A 13954-nucleotide genomic window follows, 5' to 3' on the forward strand; every position below is an offset into this window, starting at 1 on the left:
GCGGCATGGCCGGAGTGACCAACCTTCCGACCGGTCTCACCCAGGGCACCCTGACCCCGGGCGGTATCGGCGAGTCGACACTCCGGCCCGACGGGACCCTCAAGACCACGGGCGAGTTCGCCTACGCCTCGGACCTGTGGCACGAGGACATGCTGTGGGGCCACACCTTGCGGGCCCCGCACGCGCATGCCCGCATCACCCGCCTGGACATCGGTCCGGCCCTGCAACTGGCCGGTGTCCAGGCGGTTCTGACGTACGAGGACCTGCCGCACGCGAAGACGTACGGCCTGGAGATCGTCGACCAGCCCGTGCTGTGCGACGGCCGGGTCCGCTTCCACGGCGAGCCGGTCGCGCTGGTCGCGGCCGACCATCCGGAGACCGCGCGCCGCGCCGCCGAGCGGATCGTCGTCGAGTACGAGGTGCTGCCCGCCGTCACCGACGAGGCCACCGCGACCGCGCCGGACGCCCCGGTCCTGCACCCGGACCGCGACGACGCGCACGCACGGCACGTACCGCATCCCAACATCGTCCACCGCCAGCCGATCGTCCGCGGCGACCTCGGCGCCGCCCGCGCGCGGGCCGATGTGATCGTGGCCGAGGACTACGAAGTCGGCATGCAGGACCAGGCGTTCCTCGGTCCGGAGTCCGGTCTCGCGGTGCCCGCCGAGGACGGCGGCATCGACCTCTACGTCTCCACGCAGTGGCTGCACGTGGACCGCAAGCAGATCGCGCCCGTGCTCGGCCTGCCCGAGGAGAAGGTGCGCCTCACGCTCTCCGGGGTGGGTGGCGCGTTCGGCGGCCGCGAGGACCTGTCGATCCAGGCGCACGCCTCGCTGCTCGCGCTGCGCACCGGCCGCCCCGTGAAGATGGTCTACAACCGCTACGAGTCCTTCTTCGGTCATGTCCACCGCCACCCCGCGAAGCTCCACTACGAGCACGGGGCCACGCGCGACGGGAAGCTGACGCATGTGGTGGCGCGCATCGTGCTCGACGGCGGCGCGTACGCCTCCTCGACCCCGGCGGTCGTCGGGAACGCGGCCTCGCTCGGCATGGGTCCGTACGTCTGCGACACCGCCGCCATCGAGGTGCTCGGCCTCTACACCAACAACCCGCCCTGCGGGGCGATGCGCGGCTTCGGCGCGGTGCAGGCCTGTTTCGCGTACGAGTCCCAGATGGACCGGGTCGCGGCGGAACTCGGGCTGGACCCGGTGGAGTTCCGGCAGCGCAACGCGATGACACAGGGCGCTGTGATGCCGACCGGTCAGCCGGTCGACTCCCCCGCGCCCGTGGCCGAACTCCTCGGCCGTGTCCGGGATCTGCCCCTTCCGCCCGAGGCGCCCTGGGAGTCGGCGGGCGGCCCGCCCGACCTGCGTGACCTGCCCGGTGGCCTGTCCAACACCACGCATGGCGAGGCGGTCGTACGAGGCGTCGGCTATGCGGTCGGCATCAAGAACGTCGGCTTCTCCGAGGGCTTCGACGACTACTCGACCGCCCGGATCCGCCTCGAAGTCCTCGCCGGGCAGCCGGTGGTGACCGTGCACACCGCGATGGCCGAGGTGGGGCAGGGCGGGGTGACGGTGCACGCCCAGATCGTCCGTACGGAACTCGGCGTCTCGCAGGTCACGCTGCGGCCCGCCGACACCACGGCGGGCAACGCGGGCTCGACCTCGGCGTCCCGGCAGACCTATGTCACCGGGGGCGCGATCAAGTACACCTGCGAGGCGGTACGCGAAGCCGTACTCGCCCTGGGACAACGGAGGTTCGCGTGGCCGGCCACCGAGGGCCTCCGCCTCGCGGACGGCAAGGTGCTCGCACCCGACGGACGCCCGCTCGCCTCCCTCACGGACGTCCTCGGCGACGAGACCATCGACCTGGAACGGGAGTGGCGTCACCGCCCCACCGAGGCGCTCGACCCGGTCACCGGCCAGGGCAACGGCCACGTCCAGTACGCGTTCGCGGCGCACCGCGCGGTGGTCGAGGTGGATGTGGAACTCGGCCTGGTGAAGGTGGTCGAGCTGGCCTGCGCCCAGGACGTGGGCAAGGCGCTGAACCCGCTCTCGGTCCTGGGCCAGATCCAGGGCGGCTCGACGCAGGGCCTCGGGCTGGCGGTCATGGAGGAGATCGTGGTGGATCCCGCCACGTCCCTGGTCCGCAACCCGTCCTTCACGGACTACCTGATCCCGACGATCCTCGACACCCCGCCGATGCCGGCCGACATCCTCGAACTGGCCGACCCCCACGCCCCGTACGGCCTCCGCGGCGCGGGCGAGGCCCCCACGCTCTCCTCGACCCCGGCGATCGTCTCGGCGATCCGCGCGGCGACGGGGGTGGCGCTGAGGAGGGTGCCGGTGCGGCCGGAGCACATCCTCGGCCTGGTCAAGGTCTGAGCTGCGCTCCGCTTTTCGCGGGCGCCCGCCCACCCAGCAGCAGAGGCGTGAACAACAGCAGCACGCCGGACAGCACGATGGCCTCCCGCACCCCCACCGAGGCCCCCACCACTCCCCACATCCCCACCAGCCCCGCAGTCACCAGCTTCCCCGCCACCGCCCAAGCCGCAAGTACCCGTCCCACCCACTCCCGCGGCACCACCGCAAGCCGCCGCGCAGCCAGCACCGGGCTGTACACGGCGGAACAGGTGATCAGACCGAACTCGACCACCATCACGAGCACCAGACCGCTCGCCCCCGTATGCACCAGCCCGAGCCCCACCGGCCAGCACACCCGCAGCACCCCGGCCGTCCGCAGCACCCGCCGTTCCCCGTACCGCGGCACGAGCCGGCGCGCGAGCCGTGAGCCGAGCAGCCCGCCCGCGCACGGCACCGCGAAGGCGAGCCCGTACTGCCAAGGGGCGAAGCCGAGTGGTCCCAGCATCAGGACGGCGAGCAGCGGCGCGCTCGTCATGATCAGCGCGTTGACGAGCACGGTGTGGAGGAACAGCGGCCGCAGCTCACGGTGGTGGAGCAGGTACCGGAAGCCGTCCCCGAGCCGCACCCTCTCCCCCGGAGCCTTCGCGGGCGGCGGTTCCTCGGCCTCACCGATCAGCCGGATCCCGGCGGCGGACAGCAGAAAGCTCACCGCGTTCACCCCGACGGCGACCACGGGCCCGAAGGCCCCCACCAGTGCCCCGCCGGCCGGCGGCCCGACCATCGACGCCGTCCACATCGTCGACTCGAACCGCCCACTGGCCACCAGGAGCTGCTCCTCACGCACCAGCCCCTTGAGGTGCGCACCACTGGCCGCCGTGAACGCGATGTCCGCCGCCCCGACGGCCACCGACACCAGCACGAGCTGTCCGAGGGTCAGCGCGTCCATCAGATACGCGACCGGCAGCGTCCCGAGCGCCGCGCACCGCGCCACGTCCATCCCGATCATCACGGGCCGCTTGGCCCGGAACTCCAGCCACGGCCCGAGCGGCACCGCCACCAGCGCCCCCACCGCGGGCCCGGCCGCGGCCAGCGCGGACACGCCCGCGGGCCCGGTGTCCAGGACGAGGACCGCGATCAGCGCGAAGGCGTCGAAGGCCAGCCACGTGCCGAACACACTCACGGCGTACGAGGCCCACAGCCACCGGAACCCACGCCCCATCCCGGCCTCCCTGCCCAGCCGCCACACAACGCCTCGTTGACGGCAGCCATCAAAGCCAGACCTCCGAGCTGCACGCAAACAACCGTCTGCGCCCGCCGCGACAACCAGAAGTTGTGTCCGTACGCTGCACCGCATGGACCTCGCAGGGGTACGTACGTTCGCCGCCGTCGCCGCCACGGGCCGTTTCCAGGACGCGGCCCTGGAGCTTGCGGTCACCCAGCAGGCTGTCTCGAAACGGATCGCGGCCCTGGAGAAGGAGCTCGGGGTACGGCTCTTCGCCCGGACCACGCGCGGCGCGCAGCTCACCGTGGACGGGCGGGCCTTCCTGCCGCACGCCCGCGAGCTGCTGCGCGCCGCCGAGCGGGCCGTGGCCTCCGTACAGCCCGGGCGGCGGGCGCTGCGCGTGGACGTGATCGCGCGCCGGATCGCCCCGGCGCAGCTGCTGCGGGAGTTCCACCGGACGCATCCGCGGGCCGAGCTGGACGTGGTGACGCTCTCCGACGCCGACGAGGCGATCGAGGCGGTACGGACGGGGGCGGTCGACGCGTCGTTCCGCGCGGTGGTCGCACCGCCGGACCGGCTGCCCGACAGCATCCGCACGGTCCGTGTCCTGGACGAGCCGCACATGCTCCTGACCGGCCCCGGCCACGCGCTCGCGGACGCCGCCGCGGTGACGCCGGCGGAGCTGGCGGGCCAACGGATCTGGATGCCGGGCCTGGTCGAGGGCGCGGAGTGGACCGCGTACTACGACGAACTGGCCGCGGACTTCGGCCTGTCGATCGACGCCATCGGGCCGAACTTCGGCACCGAGGCGCTCCTCGAGGCCATCGCGGACTCCACCGGACTCACCACGCTCCTCGGCGAAGGCACCCGCCTGGTGTGGCCCACGGACTACGACCTGCGCCGCATCCCGGTCCGCGGCCCCTCACCCGTCTATCCGCACTCGCTTATCTGGCACGCCGACAATCCGCATCCGGCGCTCACGGCGCTGCGGGAGTTCCTGCCCGGGGTGGAACGGGGCGCGGGGCGTGAGGTGTGGGTGCCCTCGTGGGCGGTCTGAGCGGGTCAGTTGTGCACGTACGGCGCAGAGGTGTCGTTTCTCCGCACGGCTGAGCGGGGACGGCGTATCTTCATCCGCGACCACGTCAGGGATTCCGCATCGGGGGACGTCGATGAGTGCTGGACAAGGGCCGTACGGCGGTGGGCCGCAGCCCGCTTGGGGGCCTCCGCCCGGACCGCCGCAGCCGCAGCCGGGTGTGCCCCCGCAGGTCGGACCCGGCGGTCCTCCGCAGCCCGGTTGGCCGCCGCAACCCGCGCCCCGCCGCCGGAGGTTCTGGTTCCGCAACCCGGTCGCGGTCGCCCGCGTCGTGTGCAAGCCCTCGCGTCCCGACCGGGTGGACGATCCGGCCGTGCGGCGGATCCAGATCCTGCGCGTGGTCGCCGGTCTGCTCGCGATGGTGTGGATCCTCGTGTCGTACCGGATCGCCTCGGACGCCCAGGCCGTGGCCACCCAGCGGGCCGAGCAGATGGCCAACTCGGCGGCCCTTCTCGCGGTCACGTTCCCCGTCATCGTCGGCGTGTTCCTTGCCGCGAGCCGTCCGCCCCGCCGGAGCCTGTATCTGCGGCGGGCCCGGGGACCGCTCGGCGCGCTGCTCTCGATGGGCGCCATGATCGTCTACATGGTCCTGCTCACCGGTGAGAAGCTGACCGGCGGCCCGTTCGGCAAGATGCCCGAACAGCCGGACGGCGGCGACTACCTGATGCTCGTGTACCAGCTCGTCCTCACCCTCGTCGCCGTGTGGGGCATCGGGTTCGTGCTGTGGGGCGCCGTCCTGTCGGTGATCCATGTGTTCCGTACGACCGACATCCACGAGGTCCTGCCGCCGCTCATCGCGATCGTGCTGGTCTGGGAGCTCTCGCTGCTCGACCTGTTCTCGAGCGCCTACGACTCGCTGCCCACGGGCGTGTGGCTCGCGGCGGTCTTCGGCGGCCCGCTGTCGGTGACGGCGGTGAGCCTGTGGGAGCTGCGGCGGCTGCGGACCCGCCACGGCCTCACGATCCGGGGCGCGCTGGGCCGCTGAGACGCGTCATCGGCGCACCACTGCGCACCGGTCCCCACGCGCCCGCCGCCGTAAGCTGGCGGGCGTGCCCGACCACCACAGCTTCATTCCAGCGCCCTCGGCGAACCGTGAGATCGAAACGCTCGACGAGTTCGACGCGGCCGTGGCCAAGGGATCCCTCGCCCAGCACCGCATCCAGGCCGTCGATCTCACGGAGCGCACCTTCGCCCTGCTGAGCACCGACGCCGAGGGGGCCGTCTTCCTCGGCTGTCCGATGGAGCCGGCCGCGGCGGCCAAGGTCAGGGCGGGCGGTGCGCTGGTGTTCCCGCCGGTGCCGGGGCTCCCCTTCGACCCGTACCGCGGGCATCTCTACACGCCAGAGGAGCTGTTCCAGGGCATCGCCGTCTCGTACGAGGCGACGCCCGACGCCCGCGCGTACCAGTGGTTCCAGGAGACGAAGGCGGGCGGCGACGTGTTCGCGTCGATGCTGCGCGCCGTCCACGACGACTCGATCTCGGACGCCCTGGACGAACTCCTCACCGGCGCCCGCGTGGTGGGCGTCATGGGCGGGCATGCGATGGGCCGCGGCACGGATGCGTACGAGGGCGCCGCGCGCCTGGGCCGCAGCCTGGCCCGGCACGGGTTCACGGTCGCCACGGGCGGCGGACCTGGGGCGATGGAGGCCGCGAACCTGGGCGCGTACGCCTCCGCTCACGACGACGCGATGCTCGACGAGGCGCTCGAACTCCTCGCCAAGGCACCCTCGTTCACTCCGTCGGTCACCGAGTGGGCACGGGCCGCCTTCGCCGTGCGCGAGCGCTGGCCGGACGGCGGCGCCTCGGTCGGCATTCCCACGTGGTTCTACGGTCACGAGCCGCCGAACCCGTTCGCCGCGCACATCGGCAAGTACTTCGCCAACGCGACCCGCGAGGACGGGCTGCTTGCCCGGTCCGACGCCGGAGTGATCTTCCTGCCCGGCGCGGCGGGCACCGTCCAGGAGATCTTCGACAACGCGACGCCCAACTACTACGCCTCGCGCGGCGAGCCGACCCCGATGGTCCTCGTCGGCCGCTCCCACTGGACCGAGCACCTCCCCACATGGCCACTGCTCCAGGCCCTCGCCAAGGACCGCGCGATGGAGCCGCGGATCGCGCTCGTGGACACGGTCGAGGAGGCGGCGGACGCGCTGCGGCGTCTGTGAGCCGACGCGCTACGGCGTCTGTGAGGGGAACGGCGGGTCAAGCCACGGTCAAGACTGGGCCCCGGCTCTCCACAGTGCATTGACGCTGCCTCACCGGCACTTGTAAACGTGTGGTGACCGTGAGAGTGCTGAGGCAGAAGCTGCGCTCGCCCTCGGCGCATGCCTCCCAACTGCCTCCTCGCACACCTCTCTTCCGCATTGATCCTGTGAAGGAAGCCGTGTCCGCAACCCCCCGCATATCCACCCGCGCCGCGCGATTCGCCGGTGTCGCCGCCGCCGCGACGGCGCTCACCCTCGGCGCCGCCGGGTCCGCCCTGGCCTGCGACATCAGCGAGTTCAGCGCCGCCGCCCTCTGCGACGGCGAGCAGGGCGTCATCAACGTCACCGACAAGGACCCGTCGGGCGTCCCTGCGACCATCACCGTCTACCGCCAGGCGGACGGCGCCGAGAAGCTGATCGGCACCCAGGAGGTGAAGGGCAGCCGCGAAGGCACCACGATCACCTTCAAGGAGGACTGGCAGCCCAAGGCCACGTACCGCGTGCACGTGAAGGCCGCCGACCTGGTCGACGAGGACATCAAGCCGCTGCTCACCACCCCGGACAAGGGCTGCACGCCGGACAAGCCGAGCGAGCCGCCCACGCCGACCCCGTCGACGCCGGTCGAGACGGCGACCCCGGAGCCGTCGAAGCCCGCGGAGCCCACCGAGCCGCCGACCACGAAGCCCTCCCCGGCGGGTGACTCCAACCTCGCCGAGACGGGTTCGAGCACCAACACCGGCCTCATCGCCGGGATCGCGGTGGCGCTGGTCGCGGCGGGCGCCGGCGTGATGTACGCGCTGCGCAGGCGGAGTTCGGCGCGGGACTGATCCGCGGCAAGCGGCTTCTGCCGTGATCCGGTGGCGGTACGGGGAGGGGTGAGTCCTCCCCGTACCGCCACGTCCGCGTCGCGGACCACTACCGCCGTCTCAGCCCTCGCTCCCAAGCACCACGACCTCCGCCGCGTCGAACGCCACCCCGACCTCATGGCCCGGTTCGGGCGCGTCCCGCAGCGCGCACGCTGCCTCCAGGCGGGGCGCGTCCGCGGGCTGCAACTGGAGCGCGACATGCGTGCCGCGGAAGGTGCGGGCGGCGACCGCGCAGGTCAGCTGGGCCTCGGCGGCGGGCACGAGGCGTACCCCCGCGGGCCGGATCAGCAGCTCGCACCGCCCGTCGGGCGCATCGGCCGGGACCGGGATCTTGCCCCAGACCGTGTCGGCCACCTCGCCGGAGACCGTCGCCTCCACCACGTTGTCGAAGCCGAGGAAGCGCGCCACGAACGCGTCCGCGGGCCGCTGCCACACGTCGAGGGGCGCCCCCGACTGGGCGATCCGCCCGTCCCGCATCACGACCACCCGGTCGGCGAGCGCGAAGGCCTCGCCCTGGTCGTGGGTGACGGCGAGGACGGTGGTGCCCAACTCGCCGAAGAGTTCCCGCAGTTCGACGACGAGCCGTTCGCGCAGCGAGCGGTCCAGCTGACCGAGCGGTTCGTCGAGCATCAGGAGCCGGGGCCGCGGCGCGAGCGCGCGGGCGAGCGCCACGCGCTGCTGCTCACCGCCGGAGAGCGAGCCGACCGCGCGCCGACCGGCGCCCGGAAGGCCGACGAGATCGAGCAACTCGGCCACCCGTACGGCCTGTTCGGCCTTGGACGCCCCATGCATCCGCAGCCCGAAGGCGACGTTGCCGCCCACGTCGCGCTGCGGGAACAGCTGATGGTCCTGGAACATCAGGCCCACGCCCCGCTGGTGCGCGGGCACCCCGCGCTGGTCGCGCCCGTCGAGCAGGACCCGCCCGGAGTCGAGGTCCTGCAGGCCCGCGACGGCCCGCAGGAGCGTCGACTTCCCGCTGCCGCTCGGCCCGAGCACACAGACGATCTCGTGCTCGGCGACCTCCAGGTCCACGGCGTCGAGCGCCGCGTGCCCGCCGAAGCGGACGCCGGCGGTCTCCAGAGTGAGCAGCGCCATCAGAACTCCCCGGTCCGGTCCGTCCGCACCCGCTCGAGGAGCAGCAGCGACACGGCGCACACCAGCATCAGTAGGGTCGAAAGGGCCATCGCCTGCCCGTAGTTGAGCTCACCGGCCCGCCCGAGCAGCGTGGCCACGGCGACGGGCAGCGTCGGGTTCTCCGGGCGTGCGATGAACACCGTCGCCCCGAACTCACCGAGCGAGACGGCGAACGCGAACCCGGCCGCGACAAGCAGCGCCCGCCGCACGAGCGGCAGATCGACCTCGCGCCACACCCGCCACGGCGAGGCCCCGAGCACCGCCGCGGCCTCCCGCAGCCGCCCGTCCACGGCCCGCAGCACGGGCAGCATCGTCCGTACGACGAAGGGCACGCCGACCAGCGCCTGCGCGAGCGGCACCAGGATCCACGAGGCCCGCAGGTCGAGGGGCGGCTCGTCCAGGGTGATCAGGAACCCGAAGCCGACGGTCACCGCCGACACCCCGAGCGGCAGCATCAGGAGCGCGTCGAAGCCCCGTACGAAACGGCCCGCGCGCCGGGTGAGCGCCACGGCGGCGAGCCCGCCGATCACCACGGCGATGGCCGTGGCGACCACCGCGTACTCCAGTGAATTCCACACGGCGTCGATCGGCGGGACGAGGAAGGCCCCGCCCTCCGCCGAGGTGAGCGCCTTGAAATAGCCGAGCCCGAAGCCGTCCGCGGTGGCGAACGAGCGCTGCACGAGGACGCCGAGCGGCAGCACGATCAGGAGCGCGACGGTCGCGAGGACCCCGCCGAGCAGCGTCCACTGACCGGCGCCGCGCGGCCGGTGCGAGGTGCGCTGCGGATCGACGAGCTTCAGTGCCGTCTCCCGGCGCCGTACGGTCCACGCGTGCAGCGCGAGGATCCCGCAGACGGCCACGAACTGCACCATCGTCAGGACTGCCGCCGTGTCGAGGGCGAGCAGCTGCGCGGTCTGCCGGTAGATCTCGACCTCAAGGGTCGCGAAAGCGGGTCCGCCGAGGATCATGACGACCCCGAACGAGCTGAACGTGAAGAGGAAGACCATCAGCGCGGCCGCCGCGACCGCGGGCCCGAGCGCGGGCAGCGTCACCTTGCGCCAGGCCGCGAACCGCGAGGCGCCGAGCATCCGCGCGGCCTCCTCCTGGCGCGGGTCGAGCTGCGACCACAGACCGCCGACGGTCCGTACGACGACCGCGTAATTGAAGAAGACATGCGCGAGCAGGATCGCCCACACCGTGGTGTCGAGCCGTACGCCCCACGCCTCGTCGAGCAGCCCGCCGCGCCCGAGGAGCGCGAGGAAGGCCGAGCCGACGACGACCGTGGGCAGCACGAACGGCACGGTGACGACAGCCCGGAGCAACTGCTTGCCGGGGAAGTCGAAGCGCGCGAAGACATACGCGCCTGGCAGCGCGATCAGCAGCGTGAGCGCGGTCGAGGCGAGGGCCTGCCAGGTCGTGAACCACAGGACCTGGCCGATCGCCGGATCGGAGAGCACCTCGCCGAAGCGCCCGAACTGCCAGCCCTCGCCGGTCTTCAGACCCCGTCCGACGATCGATGCGACAGGATAGGCGAAGAACAGCGCGAAGAACGCGACCGGCACGGCCATCAGACCGCACCGGATCGCGCTCCCGCGCAGGTCCCTGCCCCGGGATGCCGCCCGGGGTGTTACTTCACGACCAGCGACTGCCACGACTTGACCCAGTCCTCACGGTTCTCCGCGATCTTCTTGGGGTCCATCGTCTGCGGGTCGTCGACCTTCGCGCCGTGCTTCGTGAAGAGCTCGGGCAGCGTCGCGTCCTCGACGACCGGGTTGACGAACATGTTCAGCGGCATGTCGTCCTGGAACTGCTTCGAGATCAGGAAGTCGATCAGCGCCTTGCCGCCGGCCTCGTTCTTCGCGCCCTTCAGAAGGCCCGCGAACTCGGTCTGCTGGAAGCAGGTCCCGGTGGAGACCCCGGTCGGCGCGGTGTCGGTCTTCTTCTCCGCGTAGAGCACCTCGACGGGCGGGCTGGAGGCGTACGAGACGACGAGCGGACGGTCGGCCTTGGCCTTCTTGCCGCCGGCGGAGCCCGAGAACTCCTCGTTGTACGCCTGCTCCCAGCTGTCGACGACCTTGACGCCGTTGTCCTTCAGCTTCGACCAGTAGTCCTGCCAGCCGTCGTCGCCGTACTGCGCGGCGGTGCCGAGCAGGAAGCCGAGGCCGGGCGAGGACGTCGCGGCGTTCTCGGTGACCAGCAGGTTCTTGTACTCCGGCTTGACCAGGTCGTCGAAGGACTGCGGCGGGTCGAGCTTCTTCTCCTCGAAGTACGCCTTGTCGTAGTTGACGCAGATCTCACCGGTGTCGACGGGCGTCACCCGGTGCCCGTCCTTGTCGAGCTGCAGCTTCTCAGGGATCCGGTCCAGGCCCTTGGCCTCGTACGAGGTGAAGATGCCGTTGTCGAGAGCGCGCGAGAGCAGCGTGTTGTCGACGCCGAAGAAGACATCGCCCTGCGGGTTGCCCTTGGACAGGACCGCCTTGTTGACGGCCGATCCGGCGTCGCCGCTCTTGAGGACCTGGACCTTGTAGCCGGTCTTCTTCTCGAACGCTGCCAGCACGTCCTTCGACGCGTTGAACGAGTCATGGCTGACCAGCGTGACGGTCTTCGACTCCGTGCCGGAGCCTTCACCGGAACCGGACGAGCCGCTGCCGCAGGCGGCGAGGGCGACCATGCCGAGGCCCGTGGCCACGGCGGTGATCGTGACGTATCTGGTGGTGCTCACTGATTCCTCCTGGAAGTGACCAGGAAGAGACGCGGCCCTGCCCGGAAACCGCGGACGGTTTCCGGGCAGGGCGCAACAGCTCGAGTGGTGACCGAACTTCCTACCCAGAATGACCTGGGCAAGGTTCAGAGGGTCTGCGGCGGCCGGGGCACTGGGCCCGATGGCGTCCGCACTCTCAGCGCTGTGGCGCTCCCCTGTCGGAATATGCAGATGTTTTCAGCCAGGCTACCTGCTGACAGCCGGACGCCTGTACGAGTCTCAGCGCTCGGGACGGTCGTCCCTGATCGTCAGCGCTCGGACGCCGCCAGCTGACCGCAGGCCCCGTCGATCTCCTGCCCACGGGTATCCCGGATCGTCACCGGTACACCGTGCGCGGCGATCGCCTCGACGAAGGCCTTTTCGTCCTCGGGCCGCGAGGCCGTCCACTTCGAACCGGGCGTCGGGTTCAGCGGGATCAGGTTGACGTGCACCCGCTTCCCCTTGAGCAGCCGCCCGAGCCGGTCCCCGCGCCAGGCCTGGTCATTGATGTCCCGGATCAGCGCGTACTCGATCGAGATGCGGCGCCCGGACTTCTCCGCGTACTCCCACGCGGCATCGAGCACCTCCCGCACCTTCCACCGCGTATTGACCGGTACGAGGGTGTCGCGCAGCTCGTCGTCGGGCGCGTGCAGCGAGACGGCGAGCCGGCACTTGAAGCCCTCGTCGGCGAAGCGCAGCATCGCCGGGACGAGCCCGACCGTGGACACGGTGATCCCGCGCTGGCTCAGCCCGAGCCCGTCGGGCTCCGGGTCGGTCAGCCGCCGGATGGCGCCGACGACCCGGTTGTAGTTCGCGAGCGGCTCGCCCATCCCCATGAAGACGATGTTGGACAGCCGCGACGGCCCGCCGGGCACCTCCCCGTCCCGCAGCGCGCGCATCCCGTCGACGATCTGGTGCACGATCTCGGCGGTCGACAGGTTCCGGTCGAGCCCGGCCTGCCCGGTCGCGCAGAACGGACAGTTCATCCCGCAGCCGGCCTGCGACGAGATGCACATCGTCACGCGGTCGGGATACCGCATGAGGACGGACTCGACGAGCGTCCCGTCATGCAGCTTCCACAGGGTCTTGCGGGTGGTCTCCTGGTCGGTCGACAGATGCCGCACGACAGTCATCAGCTCAGGAAGCAGCGCTTCCTGGAGCTTGCCCCGCGAGCCGGCCGGAATGTCCGTCCACTCGGCAGGGTCATGGGCATACCGCGCAAAGTAGTGCTGCGACAGCTGCTTGGCACGAAACGGCTTCTCCCCGATCGCGGCAACGGCTTCCTTGCGCTCGGCGGGCGAGAGATCGGCAAGGTGCCGCGGCGGCTTCTTGGCTCCGCGGGGGGCGACGAAAGTGAGTTCTCCGGGTTTAGGCATGGCTGTATCAGTGTCGCAGACAAATGGACGTGACCTGCGGCCGTCGCCCGGGGCCCTGTCACTGACGGTCGCCGTCGCTACCTCTTCAACGCCCGGTACCGCTTCATCAGGGCGGTGATCTTCTCCGAGCGGGCTGCCCCGTTCAGCTCAGTCAGGAGATCATCAGGGCACAGCTCATAGTGATCACCCCACCATCGCCGTCCCTTGTTGTCCCACACCCGATACCCACCGGGGACGCCCCGCGCGACATATCGCCTCTTGCTCACGGCCGGCCGCAACACATATCCGGCAGCGTCCCGTTCAGTTCAGGATCGAGGAAGACTTCAACGTCCTCCCACTTCAGGTCAGGCATGCGGCCATGCTGCCGCACCCTCGGTTGCCGGCGCACAGGAGTTTCGCCACGTCCGAGTCGTGAAGCTACTTCCGCACGCTGCGCGCCAGCCACGGGGTCAGGCTGACCTCGATCAGTTCCTTGTATGTCTCGTCGCCCGGCAGCGGCACGATGAGCCATTCGCCGGGCGGGAAGAACCGTCCCTTGACCGAGGCGAGGCCGCCGTAGACGGAGCGCAGGAAGGCGGGTACCGCGTCCCTCGGGACGTCGTGGAACTCGACGCCGTCGACCACGATCTTCGCGTCGTCCTCGGGGAAGAGCCGTACGTCGACGACGGGTGTGCCGCCCAGCTCGACGTAGGCCTCGTGCGGCAGCGAACCGTCCGGATCGAGCACCACGAAGGCCCCCGCGGAGGTCCGCCGTGAGGTCTGGTCCGCCCCGATGGCGTCGGTGACGGCCATCTCCCGGTTCTCCTCGCGCGCGATCTCGCGGATCGCGGCGACGGCGGACTCGGTGGTCGGCAGGTGCGGGTGCGGGTGCGAGCGCGGCATGGCGTGATCATACGGAGGTCATACGAAAAGGGGCCCGCCCCATTTCTGGGCGAGCCCCTCCTCGTACGAAA

General features: G+C 71.2%; 12 protein-coding genes and 1 riboswitch. Of the genes, 5 read left to right on the forward strand and 7 right to left on the reverse strand.

The genetic code is table 11. The features are described from left to right. The first annotated feature begins 5 nt into the window (after positions 1-5). A complete protein-coding gene (locus ACIBI4_RS29870) occupies positions 6-2387 on the forward strand; it encodes a xanthine dehydrogenase family protein molybdopterin-binding subunit (RefSeq protein ID WP_399207260.1) in 2382 nt (793 codons plus the stop codon). On the opposite strand, the gene ACIBI4_RS29875 is transcribed toward ACIBI4_RS29870, so the two are convergent. Then, positions 2377-3585 carry an MFS transporter gene (locus tag ACIBI4_RS29875; protein WP_399207261.1) on the reverse strand — a complete coding sequence of 403 codons (1209 nt, stop codon included), beginning with the start codon at positions 3583-3585 and terminating at the stop codon, positions 2377-2379. The two genes, ACIBI4_RS29870 and ACIBI4_RS29875, sit on opposite strands and share 11 nt — an antisense overlap. Positions 3586-3718: 133 nt before the next feature. Here ACIBI4_RS29875 and ACIBI4_RS29880 point away from each other — a divergent pair, with 133 nt between their 5' ends. From ACIBI4_RS29880 to ACIBI4_RS29895, 4 genes are all read left to right on the forward strand, one after another. Beyond that, the gene (locus ACIBI4_RS29880) at positions 3719-4645 is read left to right on the forward strand and encodes a LysR family transcriptional regulator (RefSeq protein ID WP_399207262.1); all 927 of its coding nucleotides are present in this window, start codon (positions 3719-3721) and stop codon (positions 4643-4645) included. Positions 4646-4994: 349 nt separating this feature from the next. Next, positions 4995-5666: a hypothetical protein gene (locus ACIBI4_RS29885; protein ID WP_399207263.1), complete on the forward strand. Its 672-nt coding sequence runs from the start codon at positions 4995-4997 to the stop codon at positions 5664-5666. Between the two features lie 64 nt (positions 5667-5730). After that, positions 5731-6846, forward strand: coding sequence for an LOG family protein (locus tag ACIBI4_RS29890; protein ID WP_399207264.1), 1116 nt, complete (start codon positions 5731-5733; stop codon positions 6844-6846). A gap of 218 nt (positions 6847-7064) precedes the next feature. Then, positions 7065-7712 (forward strand): LAETG motif-containing sortase-dependent surface protein, encoded by a 648-nt coding sequence (locus tag ACIBI4_RS29895; protein WP_399207265.1) that lies wholly within the window; start codon positions 7065-7067, stop codon positions 7710-7712. Between the two features lie 99 nt (positions 7713-7811). Here the strand turns inward: ACIBI4_RS29895 and ACIBI4_RS29900 are convergent, their stop codons facing one another. From ACIBI4_RS29900 to ACIBI4_RS29925, 6 genes are all read right to left on the reverse strand, one after another. Beyond that, on the reverse strand, positions 7812-8846 hold the full coding sequence (locus ACIBI4_RS29900) for an ABC transporter ATP-binding protein (RefSeq protein WP_399207266.1): 1035 nt from the start codon (positions 8844-8846) through the stop codon (positions 7812-7814). Continuing rightward, a complete protein-coding gene (locus ACIBI4_RS29905) occupies positions 8846-10453 on the reverse strand; it encodes an ABC transporter permease (RefSeq protein WP_399207267.1) in 1608 nt (535 codons plus the stop codon). Before ACIBI4_RS29905 ends, ACIBI4_RS29900 begins: the two co-directional genes overlap by 1 nt. Positions 10454-10512: 59 nt before the next feature. Next, complete coding sequence (locus tag ACIBI4_RS29910; protein WP_399207268.1) at positions 10513-11607, reverse strand: thiamine ABC transporter substrate binding subunit; 1095 nt, start codon at positions 11605-11607, stop codon at positions 10513-10515. Positions 11608-11686: 79 nt separating this feature from the next. Beyond that, positions 11687-11813, reverse strand: a riboswitch (TPP riboswitch). An 81-nt stretch (positions 11814-11894) separates the two neighbouring features. Then, the gene (gene rlmN, locus ACIBI4_RS29915) at positions 11895-13001 is read right to left on the reverse strand and encodes a 23S rRNA (adenine(2503)-C(2))-methyltransferase RlmN (RefSeq protein ID WP_399207269.1); all 1107 of its coding nucleotides are present in this window, start codon (positions 12999-13001) and stop codon (positions 11895-11897) included. Between the two features lie 77 nt (positions 13002-13078). Next, positions 13079-13267 carry a hypothetical protein gene (locus ACIBI4_RS29920; RefSeq protein WP_399207270.1) on the reverse strand — a complete coding sequence of 63 codons (189 nt, stop codon included), beginning with the start codon at positions 13265-13267 and terminating at the stop codon, positions 13079-13081. Between the two features lie 151 nt (positions 13268-13418). Continuing rightward, positions 13419-13883 carry a hypothetical protein gene (locus tag ACIBI4_RS29925; RefSeq protein WP_399207271.1) on the reverse strand — a complete coding sequence of 155 codons (465 nt, stop codon included), beginning with the start codon at positions 13881-13883 and terminating at the stop codon, positions 13419-13421. Between the last annotated feature and the right edge of the window lie 71 nt (positions 13884-13954).

The sequence above is a fragment of the Streptomyces sp. NPDC050418 genome (genome assembly GCF_044458745.1).
GTDB lineage: Bacteria > Actinomycetota > Actinomycetes > Streptomycetales > Streptomycetaceae > Streptomyces.